General features: G+C 41.3%; 20 protein-coding genes and 1 other annotated feature. Of the genes, 12 read left to right on the top strand and 8 right to left on the bottom strand.

All coding sequences use genetic code 11. The features are described from left to right. The first annotated feature begins 52 nt into the window (after nt 1-52). A complete protein-coding gene (locus V1499_RS19830; RefSeq protein WP_409271922.1) occupies nt 53-418 on the top strand; it encodes a YybH family protein in 366 nt (121 codons plus the stop codon). Between the two features lie 140 nt (nt 419-558). After that, nucleotides 559-960: a GNAT family N-acetyltransferase gene (locus tag V1499_RS19825; RefSeq protein ID WP_409271920.1), complete on the top strand. Its 402-nt coding sequence runs from the start codon at nt 559-561 to the stop codon at nt 958-960. Nucleotides 961-1050: 90 nt separating this feature from the next. Here V1499_RS19825 and V1499_RS19820 read toward each other — a convergent pair whose 3' ends face one another. After that, nucleotides 1051-1158, bottom strand: a complete 108-nt coding sequence (locus V1499_RS19820; protein ID WP_409271918.1) for a YjcZ family sporulation protein — start codon at nt 1156-1158, stop codon at nt 1051-1053. Between the two features lie 209 nt (nt 1159-1367). Between V1499_RS19820 and V1499_RS19815 the strand changes: the two genes are divergently transcribed. Next, on the top strand, nt 1368-2072 hold the full coding sequence (locus V1499_RS19815; protein WP_409271917.1) for a DUF5694 domain-containing protein: 705 nt from the start codon (nt 1368-1370) through the stop codon (nt 2070-2072). A gap of 40 nt (nt 2073-2112) precedes the next feature. After that, on the top strand, nt 2113-2685 hold the full coding sequence (locus tag V1499_RS19810) for a GNAT family N-acetyltransferase (protein ID WP_409271915.1): 573 nt from the start codon (nt 2113-2115) through the stop codon (nt 2683-2685). A gap of 45 nt (nt 2686-2730) precedes the next feature. Here V1499_RS19810 and V1499_RS19805 read toward each other — a convergent pair whose 3' ends face one another. Next, nucleotides 2731-3291 (bottom strand): hypothetical protein, encoded by a 561-nt coding sequence (locus tag V1499_RS19805; protein ID WP_409271913.1) that lies wholly within the window; start codon nt 3289-3291, stop codon nt 2731-2733. Nucleotides 3292-3516: 225 nt separating this feature from the next. Here V1499_RS19805 and V1499_RS19800 point away from each other — a divergent pair, with 225 nt between their 5' ends. After that, the gene (locus V1499_RS19800; RefSeq protein ID WP_409271911.1) at nt 3517-3981 is read left to right on the top strand and encodes an NUDIX domain-containing protein; all 465 of its coding nucleotides are present in this window, start codon (nt 3517-3519) and stop codon (nt 3979-3981) included. Between the two features lie 52 nt (nt 3982-4033). On the opposite strand, the gene V1499_RS19795 is transcribed toward V1499_RS19800, so the two are convergent. The 5 genes from V1499_RS19795 to V1499_RS19775 all read right to left on the bottom strand — a co-directional run bounded on the left by V1499_RS19795 (nt 4034) and on the right by V1499_RS19775 (nt 7081). Beyond that, nucleotides 4034-4501: a DUF2935 domain-containing protein gene (locus V1499_RS19795; RefSeq protein ID WP_409271910.1), complete on the bottom strand. Its 468-nt coding sequence runs from the start codon at nt 4499-4501 to the stop codon at nt 4034-4036. A 54-nt stretch (nt 4502-4555) separates the two neighbouring features. Further along, nucleotides 4556-4831 (bottom strand): DUF2935 domain-containing protein, encoded by a 276-nt coding sequence (locus V1499_RS19790; protein ID WP_409271908.1) that lies wholly within the window; start codon nt 4829-4831, stop codon nt 4556-4558. 318 nt (nt 4832-5149) lie between these two features. Next, complete coding sequence (locus V1499_RS19785; protein ID WP_409271906.1) at nt 5150-5800, bottom strand: ABC-2 transporter permease; 651 nt, start codon at nt 5798-5800, stop codon at nt 5150-5152. 41 nt (nt 5801-5841) lie between these two features. After that, a complete protein-coding gene (locus V1499_RS19780) occupies nt 5842-6702 on the bottom strand; it encodes an ABC transporter ATP-binding protein (RefSeq protein WP_409271904.1) in 861 nt (286 codons plus the stop codon). Nucleotides 6703-6706: 4 nt separating this feature from the next. Beyond that, entirely contained in the window at nt 6707-7081 is a 375-nt protein-coding gene (locus V1499_RS19775) for a GntR family transcriptional regulator (protein ID WP_409271903.1), read from the bottom strand. Nucleotides 7082-7414: 333 nt separating this feature from the next. Here V1499_RS19775 and V1499_RS19770 point away from each other — a divergent pair, with 333 nt between their 5' ends. Further along, complete coding sequence (locus V1499_RS19770) at nt 7415-7957, top strand: GrpB family protein (protein ID WP_409271901.1); 543 nt, start codon at nt 7415-7417, stop codon at nt 7955-7957. Between the two features lie 79 nt (nt 7958-8036). After that, nucleotides 8037-8237: a hypothetical protein gene (locus V1499_RS19765; RefSeq protein WP_409271900.1), complete on the top strand. Its 201-nt coding sequence runs from the start codon at nt 8037-8039 to the stop codon at nt 8235-8237. A gap of 106 nt (nt 8238-8343) precedes the next feature. Here V1499_RS19765 and argS read toward each other — a convergent pair whose 3' ends face one another. Then, the gene (argS, locus tag V1499_RS19760; RefSeq protein ID WP_409271898.1) at nt 8344-10029 is read right to left on the bottom strand and encodes an arginine--tRNA ligase; all 1686 of its coding nucleotides are present in this window, start codon (nt 10027-10029) and stop codon (nt 8344-8346) included. Nucleotides 10030-10071: 42 nt separating this feature from the next. Continuing rightward, nucleotides 10072-10292 (bottom strand) — a binding site (T-box leader). Between the two features lie 129 nt (nt 10293-10421). Between argS and V1499_RS19755 the strand changes: the two genes are divergently transcribed. The 5 genes from V1499_RS19755 to V1499_RS19735 all read left to right on the top strand — a co-directional run bounded on the left by V1499_RS19755 (nt 10422) and on the right by V1499_RS19735 (nt 12948). Beyond that, entirely contained in the window at nt 10422-10841 is a 420-nt protein-coding gene (locus tag V1499_RS19755; RefSeq protein ID WP_409271897.1) for a MarR family winged helix-turn-helix transcriptional regulator, read from the top strand. Further along, complete coding sequence (locus V1499_RS19750) at nt 10825-11166, top strand: DUF3147 family protein (protein WP_409271895.1); 342 nt, start codon at nt 10825-10827, stop codon at nt 11164-11166. The genes V1499_RS19755 and V1499_RS19750 overlap by 17 nt, the downstream gene beginning before the upstream one ends. 432 nt (nt 11167-11598) lie before the next feature. Next, the gene (locus V1499_RS19745; RefSeq protein ID WP_409271893.1) at nt 11599-12192 is read left to right on the top strand and encodes a YdeI/OmpD-associated family protein; all 594 of its coding nucleotides are present in this window, start codon (nt 11599-11601) and stop codon (nt 12190-12192) included. A gap of 80 nt (nt 12193-12272) precedes the next feature. Further along, nucleotides 12273-12653 (top strand): VOC family protein, encoded by a 381-nt coding sequence (locus V1499_RS19740; RefSeq protein ID WP_409271891.1) that lies wholly within the window; start codon nt 12273-12275, stop codon nt 12651-12653. Between the two features lie 28 nt (nt 12654-12681). After that, nucleotides 12682-12948 carry a hypothetical protein gene (locus tag V1499_RS19735; RefSeq protein ID WP_409271889.1) on the top strand — a complete coding sequence of 89 codons (267 nt, stop codon included), beginning with the start codon at nt 12682-12684 and terminating at the stop codon, nt 12946-12948. Nucleotides 12949-13037 lie beyond the last annotated feature (89 nt).

The following is a 13037-nucleotide window of genomic DNA, read 5'->3' as shown; positions in this document are numbered from 1 at the left end:
CATATGGTTAGATAGGATTATCTGAAAATTCCTTAATGGGGGGATGCTTCCAATGGGCCACGAACAGGCTTTGGAAAATTATATCCGAGCAACAAACACGCATAATTTCGGAGAGGTCGAGAAACTTCTCCATCCAGAAGCGGTTTACTGGTTCTCGGATAAAACCTGCACATCGATAAGCGATATTAAGGTATACTTCGAGAATTCATGGAATCTCATACAAGACGAAGTATATTCTGCATCCGATATCAATTGGCTTGCCGTTGACGCAAACACAGCGACCTGTATTTACCGGTACCACTATGAAGGTTTTTACAATGGGACATTTATTTCCGGGAGCGGACGGGCAACCAATGTTTTCGTAAAAGACGCCAACCAGGAATGGAAATTAATCCACGAGCATCTTAGCCCCAACTGAAGCTCATTAAAAAGCGGGTTTTCGTTTACTTCTTTTAAAAGTGCAAGCCACCAGACTTTCAAAGCCGTTTTGGAGATTATAAGAGTGAAACGGTCTTGATACGTGTTCATTTTATCAAACTATCAAATGAGGAAAACGACATGAGTATTCAAATTTTACCCTTCTCCGATAAACCGATTAAGGCTACGGACGTGATGCGGTTGTACGAGGATGCCGGATGGTGGCCGGAAAGGGGAGAGGGCGATATTGAGTGGATGCTTGCGAACGGGCAATCCGTGGGAGCGTGGGATGGCGAAGCGCTCGTTGGGTTTGCCCGGGCGGTTTCGGACGGAAAATTCAGAGCGTATATCGAGGACGTTGTGATCCATTCAGCCTATCAACGTGACGGGATTGGAGCACAACTTGTATCAAGAGTGTTAGATGACCTTGCCAATATCGACGTCATCAGCTTGTTTTGCGAACAACACTTGATTCCTTTTTATGAAAAAAGCAAATTCAGGCATAGCAAATCGCAATACGTCATGCATCGCATTAGAAGGTAGTTAAATGCCAAAACTTTTCTGATAGTTTAATCTGAAATATAAAAAGAAGCGTGAATATCACACGCTTCTACATAAAGTAGTATTGGCTGATTAGTACCATCCGCCCATGCAGGATGCCCCAATAATAACTAGCAGAATGAAAAGCACAACGATTAAAGCGAATCTCGTGCCATGTCCACCGCCACCTTGGTAGCCCATAAACTCACCGCCTTACAAACCATGTAGTATAAAATATGTAAAACCTATAAAGAATGATAGAGACAAACATGGAGTAGTAAGTAGGTTCATTTACTATTTTTTAGGATATATTTAAATGATTCAAAGGGCCATCGAATCCAAAGTCTATGAACTTAATAGTCCCCGGGCATCTCCCTGCACTTTCCCGGAAAAAGAAAGGAGTGCTATCCATGAAACAATCCAAACCTATTGTCCTTGTGCTTGGGACTTTCCACATGAGCGAGCATGAAGAATTATTTTCAGAAAAACGGCAAGCTGAAATAGAGGAAGTTGTAGCTAAAGTAATCGAATTCCGGCCGACAAAAATCGCGGGGGAAATGACGGCTGAAAAGAACGATCTATTGAATAAACAATATCAGCACTTTAAAATGGGACAGTTCGCCCTGGAGCTGAATGAAATTGATCAGATTGGCTTCCGGGTTGCTTCGAGGCTTGGGCATGATCAACTTTTTGCTGTGGATTGGATGGGCAAAGCGCGGATGGGATATGGGGAAGTTGATCAGTGGGGAAAAGAAAATCAGCCTAAACTGCATCAGGAAATTCACGAGAGAATTTTTCTGCCGGAACTGGGGAGCGGAAAGAGCGTCCTTGAGTATTACCGGGAGCTTAATGACCCTGTATGGCTTGCGAAAGTACATAAGATGTATCTCAATATGGCGCGTATTGGCGACTTCAATAATTATGTAGGAATGAACTGGTTAAGCTGGTGGTATGAAAGGAATTTAATCATCTTCTCGAATTTAACCCGGCTTATGAGTTCGGATAATGATAGAATTTTGTTCATTGTTGGCTGTTCCCATAGCTCAATCATCACCAAATTTCTCGAAGAAAGCGAAACTTGCGGGATTGCGGAACCCTTGGAGTATCTATCCTGAAATTGCGGCAGGATGAATGTATGATAGTTGAGGTGAAAAAGTGATCACATATAAGGAGATAGATGAATCCTATTTTGATAAATATGATAGGATTCCAATGCTTGTCCATGTACGGAGTATTTTCAGCTTAGAAAAAATAGAAAATGGCTTGGGCGGTATTTTGTTAAAAGAAACCCCGGTTGAAGGATACATAAAAGATTTAGGAGTATATGAGAAAGCAACACACTATACAAATGAATTTGATCTAACAAATTGGGCGTTCTTCATGGCGTTTCATAATGAACGGCCTGTTGGAGCTGTGACGGTTGCTTCAAAAACGAAGGGTGTCCATATGCTTGATGGCAGAGAGGACCTTGCTGTGCTATGGGATATAAGGGTGGATGATGAATACAAGCAACAGGGAGTCGGCACAAACCTGTTTAATATGGCAGTTCAATGGTCCAAATCAAAAGGATTTATCCAAATGAAAATAGAATGCCAAAATAATAATGTCCCAGCATGTAAATTTTATCAAAAACACGGCGCCGTGTTAGGAAAAATAGACGAATATGCATACATCAATGACCCTCAGGTTAAAGATGAAGTTCAACTTATTTGGTATTTAGATTTATAAAATCCTCAAACAAAAACCTTCGTGGCGTACGAAGGTTTTTATTGATTATTTTGTTCGAAGCCTTTTAAAAGCATAAAATACGATGGCGAGCAGTAATGCAAGCCCGCTTCCCACAATCCATTTGGATGTTCCCGCACCGCCTGTCTCCAGATTTACTATTTCCTCAGGCTTTGTCCCTGCACCAAGAGTCTGCAAGTCTTCTGCGGCATTTTGCAAAAGCTCCGTCCGGTCACATAAGCCGGTTTCCAATTTGCCCGTTTTTCCGGATGCATAGACCAAATATTCGTTTCCCTCAATCAAATTCACTCCGCAGCTGGCAGAACTTTTTGCGGTAGTCACAATCAATTGGCTTTGGCTCGGTCCTTTCCAGACGGATTTTACCTCGAAAATAATTGTAAGCGGGTCAGCCGAAGACTGGGTAAACAGGTTGAAGTTCCTGTCTTCAATCTTAAGAACCTTCCCTGAAAACACCGCGGTTTTGTTCTGAAATTCTGTTTCGACAGGCTGCGGCCCAGCGCATGAGCATGCAGCTACTTTTGTTGGCCCGCCAATCCAAAACGACCCGGCAAAAATCATGATACATATAAGAAAAACCAACTTTCTCATCCTCATCACCTCTTATTTATTTGACGGTGTGAAGAGTGAACATGTGGCAATAACTTATCGAAATAGCTTTAACCAGCCCGGATAGTCATGTTGCCCATCCGAGATTTGGAAATAGAGGCCCATGAATCCTAAATGGATGATTTAGCATTCATTATACTCTTCTAAATAATGTAAAATAGATGGGTAAGTACTATCAGAACGTTGAGTCAATTAGGGGGATGGCACATGCAAATCAGAAACTCGGCTAAAGCGGTTATTATCATGGATGAAAAGATTTTATTGATAAAAAAGCACGATGCCGAGGGGGATTATTATCTTTTTCCGGGGGGCGGCCAGGAACACGGTGAAACACTGCGTGAAGCGCTCCTCAGAGAGTGTATAGAGGAAATTGGCCAGCCCGCTGAAATCGGGGAACTGCTGTATATCCGTGAATACATAGGGAAGAACCACGAATTTTCTTCAATGCATTCTAATTTTCATCAAGTCGAATATTATTTCGCTTGTAAACTAGTAAATGAGGTATACCTCAACCAATTGCCGTCTAGACCGGACGAAAATCAGATCGATGTCGTATGGCTGCCAATCGATGATATATTAGAAAATAATGTATATCCAAAAGAGCTTAGACATCACATAATCAAACATACAAGAAACGAAAAGTCTCCGGTGTATTTGGGGGATATAAACTAGATGAAATTAAAAAGGGTTGAGGATGCTACTCCCTCAATCCTTTTAGTTTCTATTACTCTTCAAGCCGCGGTTTACTTGGATTGCAGTTTGGCCTTTCAAGATTAGCCGATTCGCTAAGTTTCATTAAATAATAACATTCTTCACGGAACATGTGGTCCGCCATAAGCGGGGCGAATGTGCCAAGAGCTTCCTTGGACAACCGGAGTTCCTCAATTTCCTCTAAAAATTGCTGGAACAACACGATTTCCAGCTGTGCCTCCGAATTGAACCTGGCCAATGCGGGAAATTCCGTCAAGTTCGTGCGTAGATATCCAGCCATTTCAACCGCCTTCAGATAGAACTGCTCAAAATGCTTTGTGAAGGTGTTGCTTGTCATTTTAAGCCGTTTCTCCACGCTGTCCAAATTGGATGAGATAGCACCGGAGTGGCCGGCCGCATCCAACAGCCATAAAAGGTGGTGGTGCACTTCATGGCAAAGCGGAGGCATTTCGCCAACCTTTACATGCTCCAAAATCCGCAAATATTCCTCAAGTTCATTAACCATATGATTGATGAAAGTAGGGGACAGGTGAATCTATATTTTTCCGGCAAGATGTTCCCGTAATAATCCCAGCTTGAATTCCCGTAGCCTGAGCACCTCGGCCTCTGTTGTGGCAGCAAGCTGCATAGGGTCCGCTGTCCGCGCCTGAGCAAGCAGTGTATCAAATACCTGTATGAATCTTGAAGACTCTTGAATCTCCCTTGTTTGGACAGGCACCAGCGCTTCGAATATAAACCGCGCATGATCACCCAAGATTTGAAGCCAAAACAGATGTTCATCCCTTGCTGTTCTTAGAAAATCAACAGCCATTCCGGTCCCCCCTTAATAAATCCTATGCCCTATAAATGTGTATTCCTTGTTTATAGTGCTTATGATTTTTCGGGAATATCTGTTTTTAATACATTTGCTGTCCTTCTCAAATTAAAAACATTACTTGTCATTTTTACTACGTAAAGCTCTTTGGAAAAATATAATGGAACAGGCAAATGGAAAGATTGCTGAATAGCTTTTGATCTTGGCTTGGAGGAGTGCAGTTCCTAACAAGATGAATCCAATCAAATAGAAAAAAACGGTTTTATAACCCATGCTCTCACCTCAGTCTCCCAGTCAATTAATCCCCTGAACTAATCAAAATTCAGTCTTAGCAAAAATTTTTCCTGACAAAAAGTATGATAAAGAGGAAACAGCTAAGGAAACAATTGCAATTGAAAAAATTGGATGGTTTTGCAGAATAATAGAAAGACCTGAATTCATGCCCAAAAATTTACCAAGGCTGCTTGTTATAAGGAAAAATAGTAAGATTCCAACTAAACTTGAAGTCCGGTACCCAAACTTAAAGTGGATGGGATAGAAAACGGATGACAAAAGATAGGCGAAGCAAAACGATAGGAGTGTACCATGAAGGCCAATCGAAAGTTGAGGTAAAAGATTGAAAACATATTTTATAGCGACAATTATAATAAAATAAGTAACGTAGGAAATTACCCACCACACAGCTATCATCAAATATTTTGCGCGAATGACTTCCAAACGGCTGATTGGAAGACTGAGAATCAACCTATTTTGCAGCCGTTCGCTTTCCCCGGTATTGAAGTTTGAGTACATTGTCATAAAATAGGCAATAAAGCCAACACTTAAACCAAAAGTAACATTTTCTATAGAAGCATTGCCCATGCCGACTTCCTTTTGTTTTGACAGGAAAAAAGTGAGCAGAAGGAGCGGGGCAAAATAAGCACTTTTCTTTTGAATATAAAGGTCTTTTATCATTAGCTGAACCATAATAAATGATCTCCCTTCCTTAAATCCATCTGTTTGAACTATTATCTGGATGACTTTACCAAGTAGTACATAATTTCTTCTAAAGAAGGCCGCTCCACTTTCCACTCTGAATCCAATTCCAATTCATTTGACCTATCATTTTTTAAAAAGGCCTCAAATCCAAGGGGGGATTCTTTCATCATAATGGGCTGATGATCTTTTATCCTTCCTATTAAACTTTTGGGCCCTTTAACTAGAACATAGTTCTCCAATAGAGTCTCAGTCTCTTCCGAGGCAATAATTTTGCCATCCAGAATAAAAGTAATAAAATCAGCTACTTGTTCAAGGTCAGTTGTAATATGGGTTGAGAAAAAAATGGCTTTATTCTCGTCCTGTATCACGTCCAATAAAATATCCAATAATTCTTTTCGGAAAACAGGATCAAGTCCCGATGTGGGTTCATCCAAAATAATCAACTCCGCATGATGGGAAAGGGCAATGGCCAGAGAAAACTTCATTTTCGTTCCTTTTGAGAGTGCTTTTATTGGTTTTTTAAGTGGGATCTTGAAGTCTTTCGCGTATCGGTAAAAAGCTTCATCATCCCATGAATCATAAAAGGAAGAAATGATTTTTTTATTTTTTTCGGCAGACAAATCCTCAAAGAATACATCTGTATCATAAACGAAGCCGATTCTCTTTTTTAGATTTTTCATATTTTCCCGATATGTAGTTCCAAACAGTTTAACCTCACCAGCATCAATATGGGCAAGGTCCATTAGGCAACGTATTGTTGTACTCTTGCCGGATCCATTTGGCCCGATGAAACCCATAATATATCCTCTTTTAAGTGAAAAACTTACCTCTTTTAAAGAAAAGTCATTATAATTCTTGCTTACCTGGTTCAGCTCCAAAATATTCTCCATCTTTTCATTCCTCCTCGTACAGCTTTTTGATTATTTCCAGCACTTCATGTAAGGGAATGTTATATTGTTTGCAGTCTTTGACAGTCAGCTTCAATTTGCCATTGATCGTTTCGAACTGTTTTTGTTTTAGCATGTTTTTCCCCCTTACGGAGACGAACGTTCCTTTTCCGATAACCGTATCGATGTACCCTTCCTTTTCCAAATCATCATAAGCCCGCTTTGTTGTAATGACGCTTATTTTTAACTCTTTGGCAAGGTTGCGTATGGAAGGCAACTGTTCTCCATCTTTAAGGTCACCTTTCATGATTTGCTGAATCATTTGATTTTTTATTTGCTGATAAATGGGTAAATCTGAGTTATTTGAAAGTATAATATCCATTACAACACCCAATCGTATTAACTGTATATATCCATTATATACAGTTGTTTATTAAAAATCCTTGTCGAAATTGTGGATTTTTTAGAAGGGGAGGGGAGAGGCTTCATTTAAAAGCAGCTAAAGTAGACCATTAAAAAACGCTCCTAGTTTTAAGAGCGTTCAAGGGGCGAAAAAATATAGAAAATTGCGGGGTAACTATAGGACAATGGCTTTGGAACACCTGGCGGGTAGTGTTAACACAAATTTTTCTACTTCTATTTTACCACAACAAAAAATCAATTTTCAGACTGTAAATAGCCACCTATTCCAGTTACCATAAGGGAAAAAGGAGGGATGGCTACGAAACTGGGACTAAAATCGAATGAAGTACGAGTTGTTCCGTATCATCCCAAGTGGAAGAAGGAATTTGCCAAGGTGAAAAAGAATCTTATGCAGCATACCAATCTACAAGACAATCAAGTTGAGCATATCGGAAGCACAGCGATCACTGGAATCCACTCGAAGCCGATTATTGACATACTCGTTGGGATCGGCGACTATTCATCCGTTTCCGATTCGCTAGCCAAAGGCTTGCGGAACGCGGGCTTTTACCGGCTTCGTGTGGAAAGGCCGAACGAAATCGTCTTTGCGAAATTTACGGATAACAGCTACCAGGTAAAAACCCATTTCATCCATCTTGTTGATTTCGGCGGCGAGCTATGGAACAACCTCATTTTTTTCCGCGATTACCTAAACTCAAACGAAGAGGCGAAAAGGGAATACGAAGAGCTGAAACTAGAGTATACCAAGCAGACTTCACAAGGAGTCAACGAATACACGGACCATAAAGAAGCCTTTGTTAAAAAAATCTTTGCTATGAGCAATAGCAAAAATTAGACTACTGTAATCAGACATAAATCAACCAGGGGCTATTTGGGAGACGAAGTAGTAAAATTGAAACAAAGGGGGAGCAAAAATGGTCATACAAACAAATATGTCACCAGTTGGAATTGTGAATGTTTGGGGAGTGACGGCATCTATTTTCAAAAAATATAACATCCCTTTGACGAAACATAGGTTAGAGGAAATCGTTGAAGGGGAGGACCTTTCTACACTTCTTAAAGAATTAAACTCTACCGTTGGAAGTTCTTCATCAACTTGTATAGAAGGCGGCTGACAAATGCCAACCAACGAGGGGTAGTTTACTCCTTCAATACAATGACTCTTACCTTCATAAAAAAAGGAAATGCCCTGTATCAATCTAAGCATTTCCTTTTTCTAACCTACATCTCCTCCGGTGCCTGAATCCCCAGCAGCCGCAGTCCTTCCTTCAGGACAATTGTAACGGAATAAACAAGCGATAGGCGCGCCTGCTTCTGGCTGCTTTCCTCGAGGAAACGGACCGATGCGTAATATTTATTGAATGCCCGCGAAAGTTCGATAACGTATTTGGCGATTTGAGAAGGATCGTATTCAGCGAATGCGCGTTTTACCGCTTCCGGGAAGGCCATCAAAGTGGTAACGACCGGCCATGCTTCGGGGTCCCCAATCTGAATATCCCCGCTGCTCTCGGCAAACTTCCCTTTTCGTAAAAGCGAGGAAGCGCGGGCATGGGTGTATTGGACATACGGCCCGGTTTCGCCTTCGAAGCGCAGCATGTCTTCCAATGAGAATTCAATGTCGTTCATCCGGAAATTTTTCAGGTCGTGGAAAATCACAGCCCCGGTGCCAACCTGGCGGGCAACTTCTTCCTTCGCGGGGAGATTCGGATTTTTCTTCAGGATGTCCTCAAGTGCCAATGAAATGGCTTCATGCAATACCTCCTCAAGCAAAACGACCTTCCCTTTCCGGGTCGACATTTTCTTACCATCCTTCAGCATCATTCCAAACGGAATGTGCACCAATCCGCCTGCCCATGTAAAGCCCATCTTTTCCAGAACGGAAAACAATTGTTTGAAATGGAGTGACTGCTCATTCCCGACCACGTACAGCGATTGAACGGATCCGTACGTTTCGTGGCGGTAAATGGCAGCAGCCAAATCACGTGTTGCGTAAAGGGTCGTGCCGTCCTTCTTTTTTATTAGGCAGGGAGGAAGGTCCTCGAGCTGAACGACCTGGGCGCCATCCGATTTGATGAGAAGCTTCTTTTCTTTAAGCAGCTCGACAACGCGGTCCATTTTATCATTGTAAAAAGCTTCGCCATTCGTCGAATCAAACCTAATTCCAAGCAAATCATAAATCTTGGAGAACTCCTTGAGCGATTCTTCCCGGAACCATTTCCATAGCGAAAGGGCTTCGCCGTCCCCGTCCTCAAGCTTTTTAAACCATTGGCGCCCCATATCCTCAAGCTCCGGATTAGCTTCGGCCTCCTCATGGAATTGGACATACAGCTTCAATAATTCCTTAATTGGCTGCTGTTTCACTTTTTCCTCATTACCCCACAGCTTATAGGCGACAATGAGCTTGCCGAATTGGGTACCCCAGTCGCCGAGATGGTTGATCCGGACCGCCCGATAGCCGCATTTTTCCGAAATGAGCGCAAGGGCGTTCCCAATCACCGTCGAGCGTAGGTGGCCCATCGAAAAAGGCTTCGCGATATTCGGCGAGGACAAGTCGATTGTTATCGCCTGGCCGTTGCCCAAATTTGCATCCCCGTATGTTTCTTTTTCAGTAAGGACCTGCTGAATCACGCTTGCTGAAACGGTTGCCTTCTCAAGAAATGCGTTCAAATATCCGCCTGCAGCTTCAATCTTTTCAAAAAATGGCGAGCCAATTTTTCCAGCCAAATCTGCAGCAATGCCTTGCGGCGATTTTCGTAAAATCTTTGCCAGTTCGTAGCAAGGGAACGCCAAATCACCCATATGCTCGAACTTCGGCTTCTCAATCATCAAACTGATTTTCTGCTTATCCAAATGTCCGTCCAGCGCTTCAAAAAGAACGTCCGCAAAACTGTCCTTAAAATTCTTCATCCCGATCCCCTCCCGGAAAAATAAAAAACTCCCGCCTCTACTAAAAGAGACGGGAGTTGGAATCAAACCCGTGGTACCACTCTGCTTGTTTTTTCAATGAAAAAACCACTCGACTTTGTAACGGGGCCATCCCCGACCATCCCTACTGGTTTTCAGGAAAGCATCTCCGAAGTGCGCTTCATTATCCGCCTCATGCCAGGCTCCCACCATCCCTGGCTCGCTTCTTTCGGCAAAACAACTACTCTCTTCATCATCAATTTTATATTTTGTTATCAATAGTATAGCCATTAATTTGAAAAATGCAACAAATTTCCTTTTATTTGATTCTTTGTTTTATATATCGTATAATAAGATATATTCTATAAATACGATATATTAAGGTGAATACGGATATGGAAATCAAAAAGATAAATGAACTATGGACGGATATATACTATCTGTTGCGCTATAACCACCAGGAAAAACTTACCCACCAAAATATCAGGATTCTGCAAGTAATTCAAAAAGAGAATGATGTGGGGATTAAAGAGATCGCAACTGCCATACAAGTGTCCCACAACACGGCTTCTGAACATATTAAACGCTTGATAGAAAAAAAGTATGTATATAAAACCAGAAGCACAGACGATGAACGAAAGGTGATTTTAAGGCTTACTGATTTGGGAATGGCGGTACTACATCGGCACTCCAGCCTTGACGAAGAAAAACTTAAACATATTCTATTTGAAAATATGAGTAGGGAGGAAAGACAACTCATCCTTGAGGCATTTTCATTATTAAAGGAGAGATCAGCGGATGTTTACAATCGTTAAGATTTTTGTTTCAGCTATTATTATTGCCGTTATTACTGAAATATCAAGAAGATATCCGGTTCAAGGCGGAATCATTGCCGCATTACCTATTGTGAGTGTATTGAGTATTTTATGGCTATACATACAAGGCGAACATATGGAGAAACTAAGCAAATTTGCTTTAGGAGTAGTGTGGGGTATTCCAGCGACAGTTGTCATGTTGGTCATTATAGGAGTAGCTTTAAAGAACTCGATCCATTTATTCGTTTCACTAGGACTAGGAATGGGGGGTTGGCTGATTTTTCTTTTGGCTCAGGATTTTGTGGTAAAACACTTCGTTAGCTAAGGTAATTTGGTTGATTTCGGCTGAATCGCATAAAAAGATAAAGGTGATACAATTAATTATTTTTCATATGTATGAATAAAACTTAGATTTTATAGAAGGGAAATCACCATTATGATGCGAATCAAATTTTTTCTCAAGCAATTCTTAAAAGAGCCGTTCTGGTTTAAGCTGTTGATCATTACATCTTTAGTAGGTTCCATCCTTTTTAGTAGTTCATATTTTTCAGGGAATGAATATTTCCAAAGCCTATCCAAACTATCGGCGGCTACTTTTTTCACTGCCTATGGTTTAAAGTTCCGGTATAACCGAATAGTTTTCAGCATCTTTACTGTTACAGCCGCTCTATGTATCTATCTCTCCATCAATGCGTTTTTCTAGAGAGCATAATGGCTATACTGCAAAGATAGTAAAGTAAAAAGAGGAGGTCCCTGGATGGCAAATGGGAAATTGAATCTTAAGGTTGATGAATTTTTACGCAAAGCAAATAAGTGGGAGGAAGAATATGAGAAGTTAAGAGGAATCGCACTGGACTGCGAGCTTGACGAAGATTTTAAGTGGATGCATCCTTGTTACACATTTGAGGGGAAAAACATCGTCTTAATTCATGGATTTAAAGAATATTGCGCGCTTCTTTTTCCGAAAGGTGCCTTGTTAAAGGATCCGCACGGGATATTAATTCAGCAAACGGAAAATGTCCAGGCGGCACGCCAAATTCGTTTCACGAACGTCGAGGAAATAAATGAACTGGAACCAATCCTGAAAGACTATATTATCGAAGCGATTGAGGTGGAAAAAGCCGGGTTGGAAGTGGAGTTTAAAAAGACAGAGGAATACAGCATCCCTGATGAGCTCCAACATAAATTCGATGAAATGCCTTCCTTGAAAACCGCTTTCGAAGCATTGACTCCGGGAAGGCAAAGGGCATACATTCTTTATTTTTCACAGGCAAAACAATCCAAAACGCGTATGTCACGTGTGGAAAAATACGTACAGCAAATTCTGGACGGAAAGGGTTTAAATGATTAGTTCCTGAAGGAATTGCCTGGAAAGTGTTGAATGTATACATAGCAGTTCGTAAAAATTCCTATAGGGGAGCTGAAAAGTAAATGATTAGTAAACTCGGCCAGGTAATGCTGTATGTGAGCAACCAGGATGACGCAGTGGATTTTTGGACAAATAAACTTGGATTTAGCGTGATTGCTGAAGAAGACAACGGACAGGGATTCAGGTGGATTGAAGCGGCACCCAAAAACGGTGGCGGTTCTTCCATCGTCATTCACAACAAGGAATTCGTCGAGAAAATGTCGCCCGGATTAAATCTTGGTACGCCATCTTTAATGTTTTTCACGGAAAATCTGGAGGAACTGTACGAAGACCTATCCTCTAAAAATATCAAAGTCGGGGATATCGTAACAATGCCAGCCGGCCGGGTGTTCAATTTTGCCGATGGAGAAGAGAATTACTTCGCGGTGATGGAGAAAAAATGACTTTTTTGGTCTGAGGGAATGATTCCGAATGAGTAAATTTATTTTTGAAACGGATGATGTATCCGAAGAATTTTGTTTGGAAATAGTCGATATTATGATGAAGGATTTTAATATTGCAGAAGAAGAGGCAATGGGAAGAATAAATAGTTTTTGGAGCCGTCTCAGTATTATTAGGGAATATGATCTCGTACATCACGAACTTCCCAAAACGTGGGCTTATGACATTTATTTCGGACCGGATTCCGAGTGGTGGAAGAAGGACCCCAAGACACTTGAACCTAAGCCATTTCCATAAAATTTGTTCTTATTTCATCGCTGCCAACCGGCGGCTTTTTGTTTATTCTTAAAATAACCGGGCAATTAGATGCGACATAAACAGGAGGC

The sequence above is a fragment of the Neobacillus oceani genome, assembly GCF_046237595.1.
In the GTDB taxonomy this organism is placed as follows: Bacteria; Bacillota; Bacilli; order Bacillales; family Cytobacillaceae; genus Bacillus_D; species Bacillus_D oceani.
This window is presented reverse-complemented; position numbering and strand designations above follow the sequence as displayed.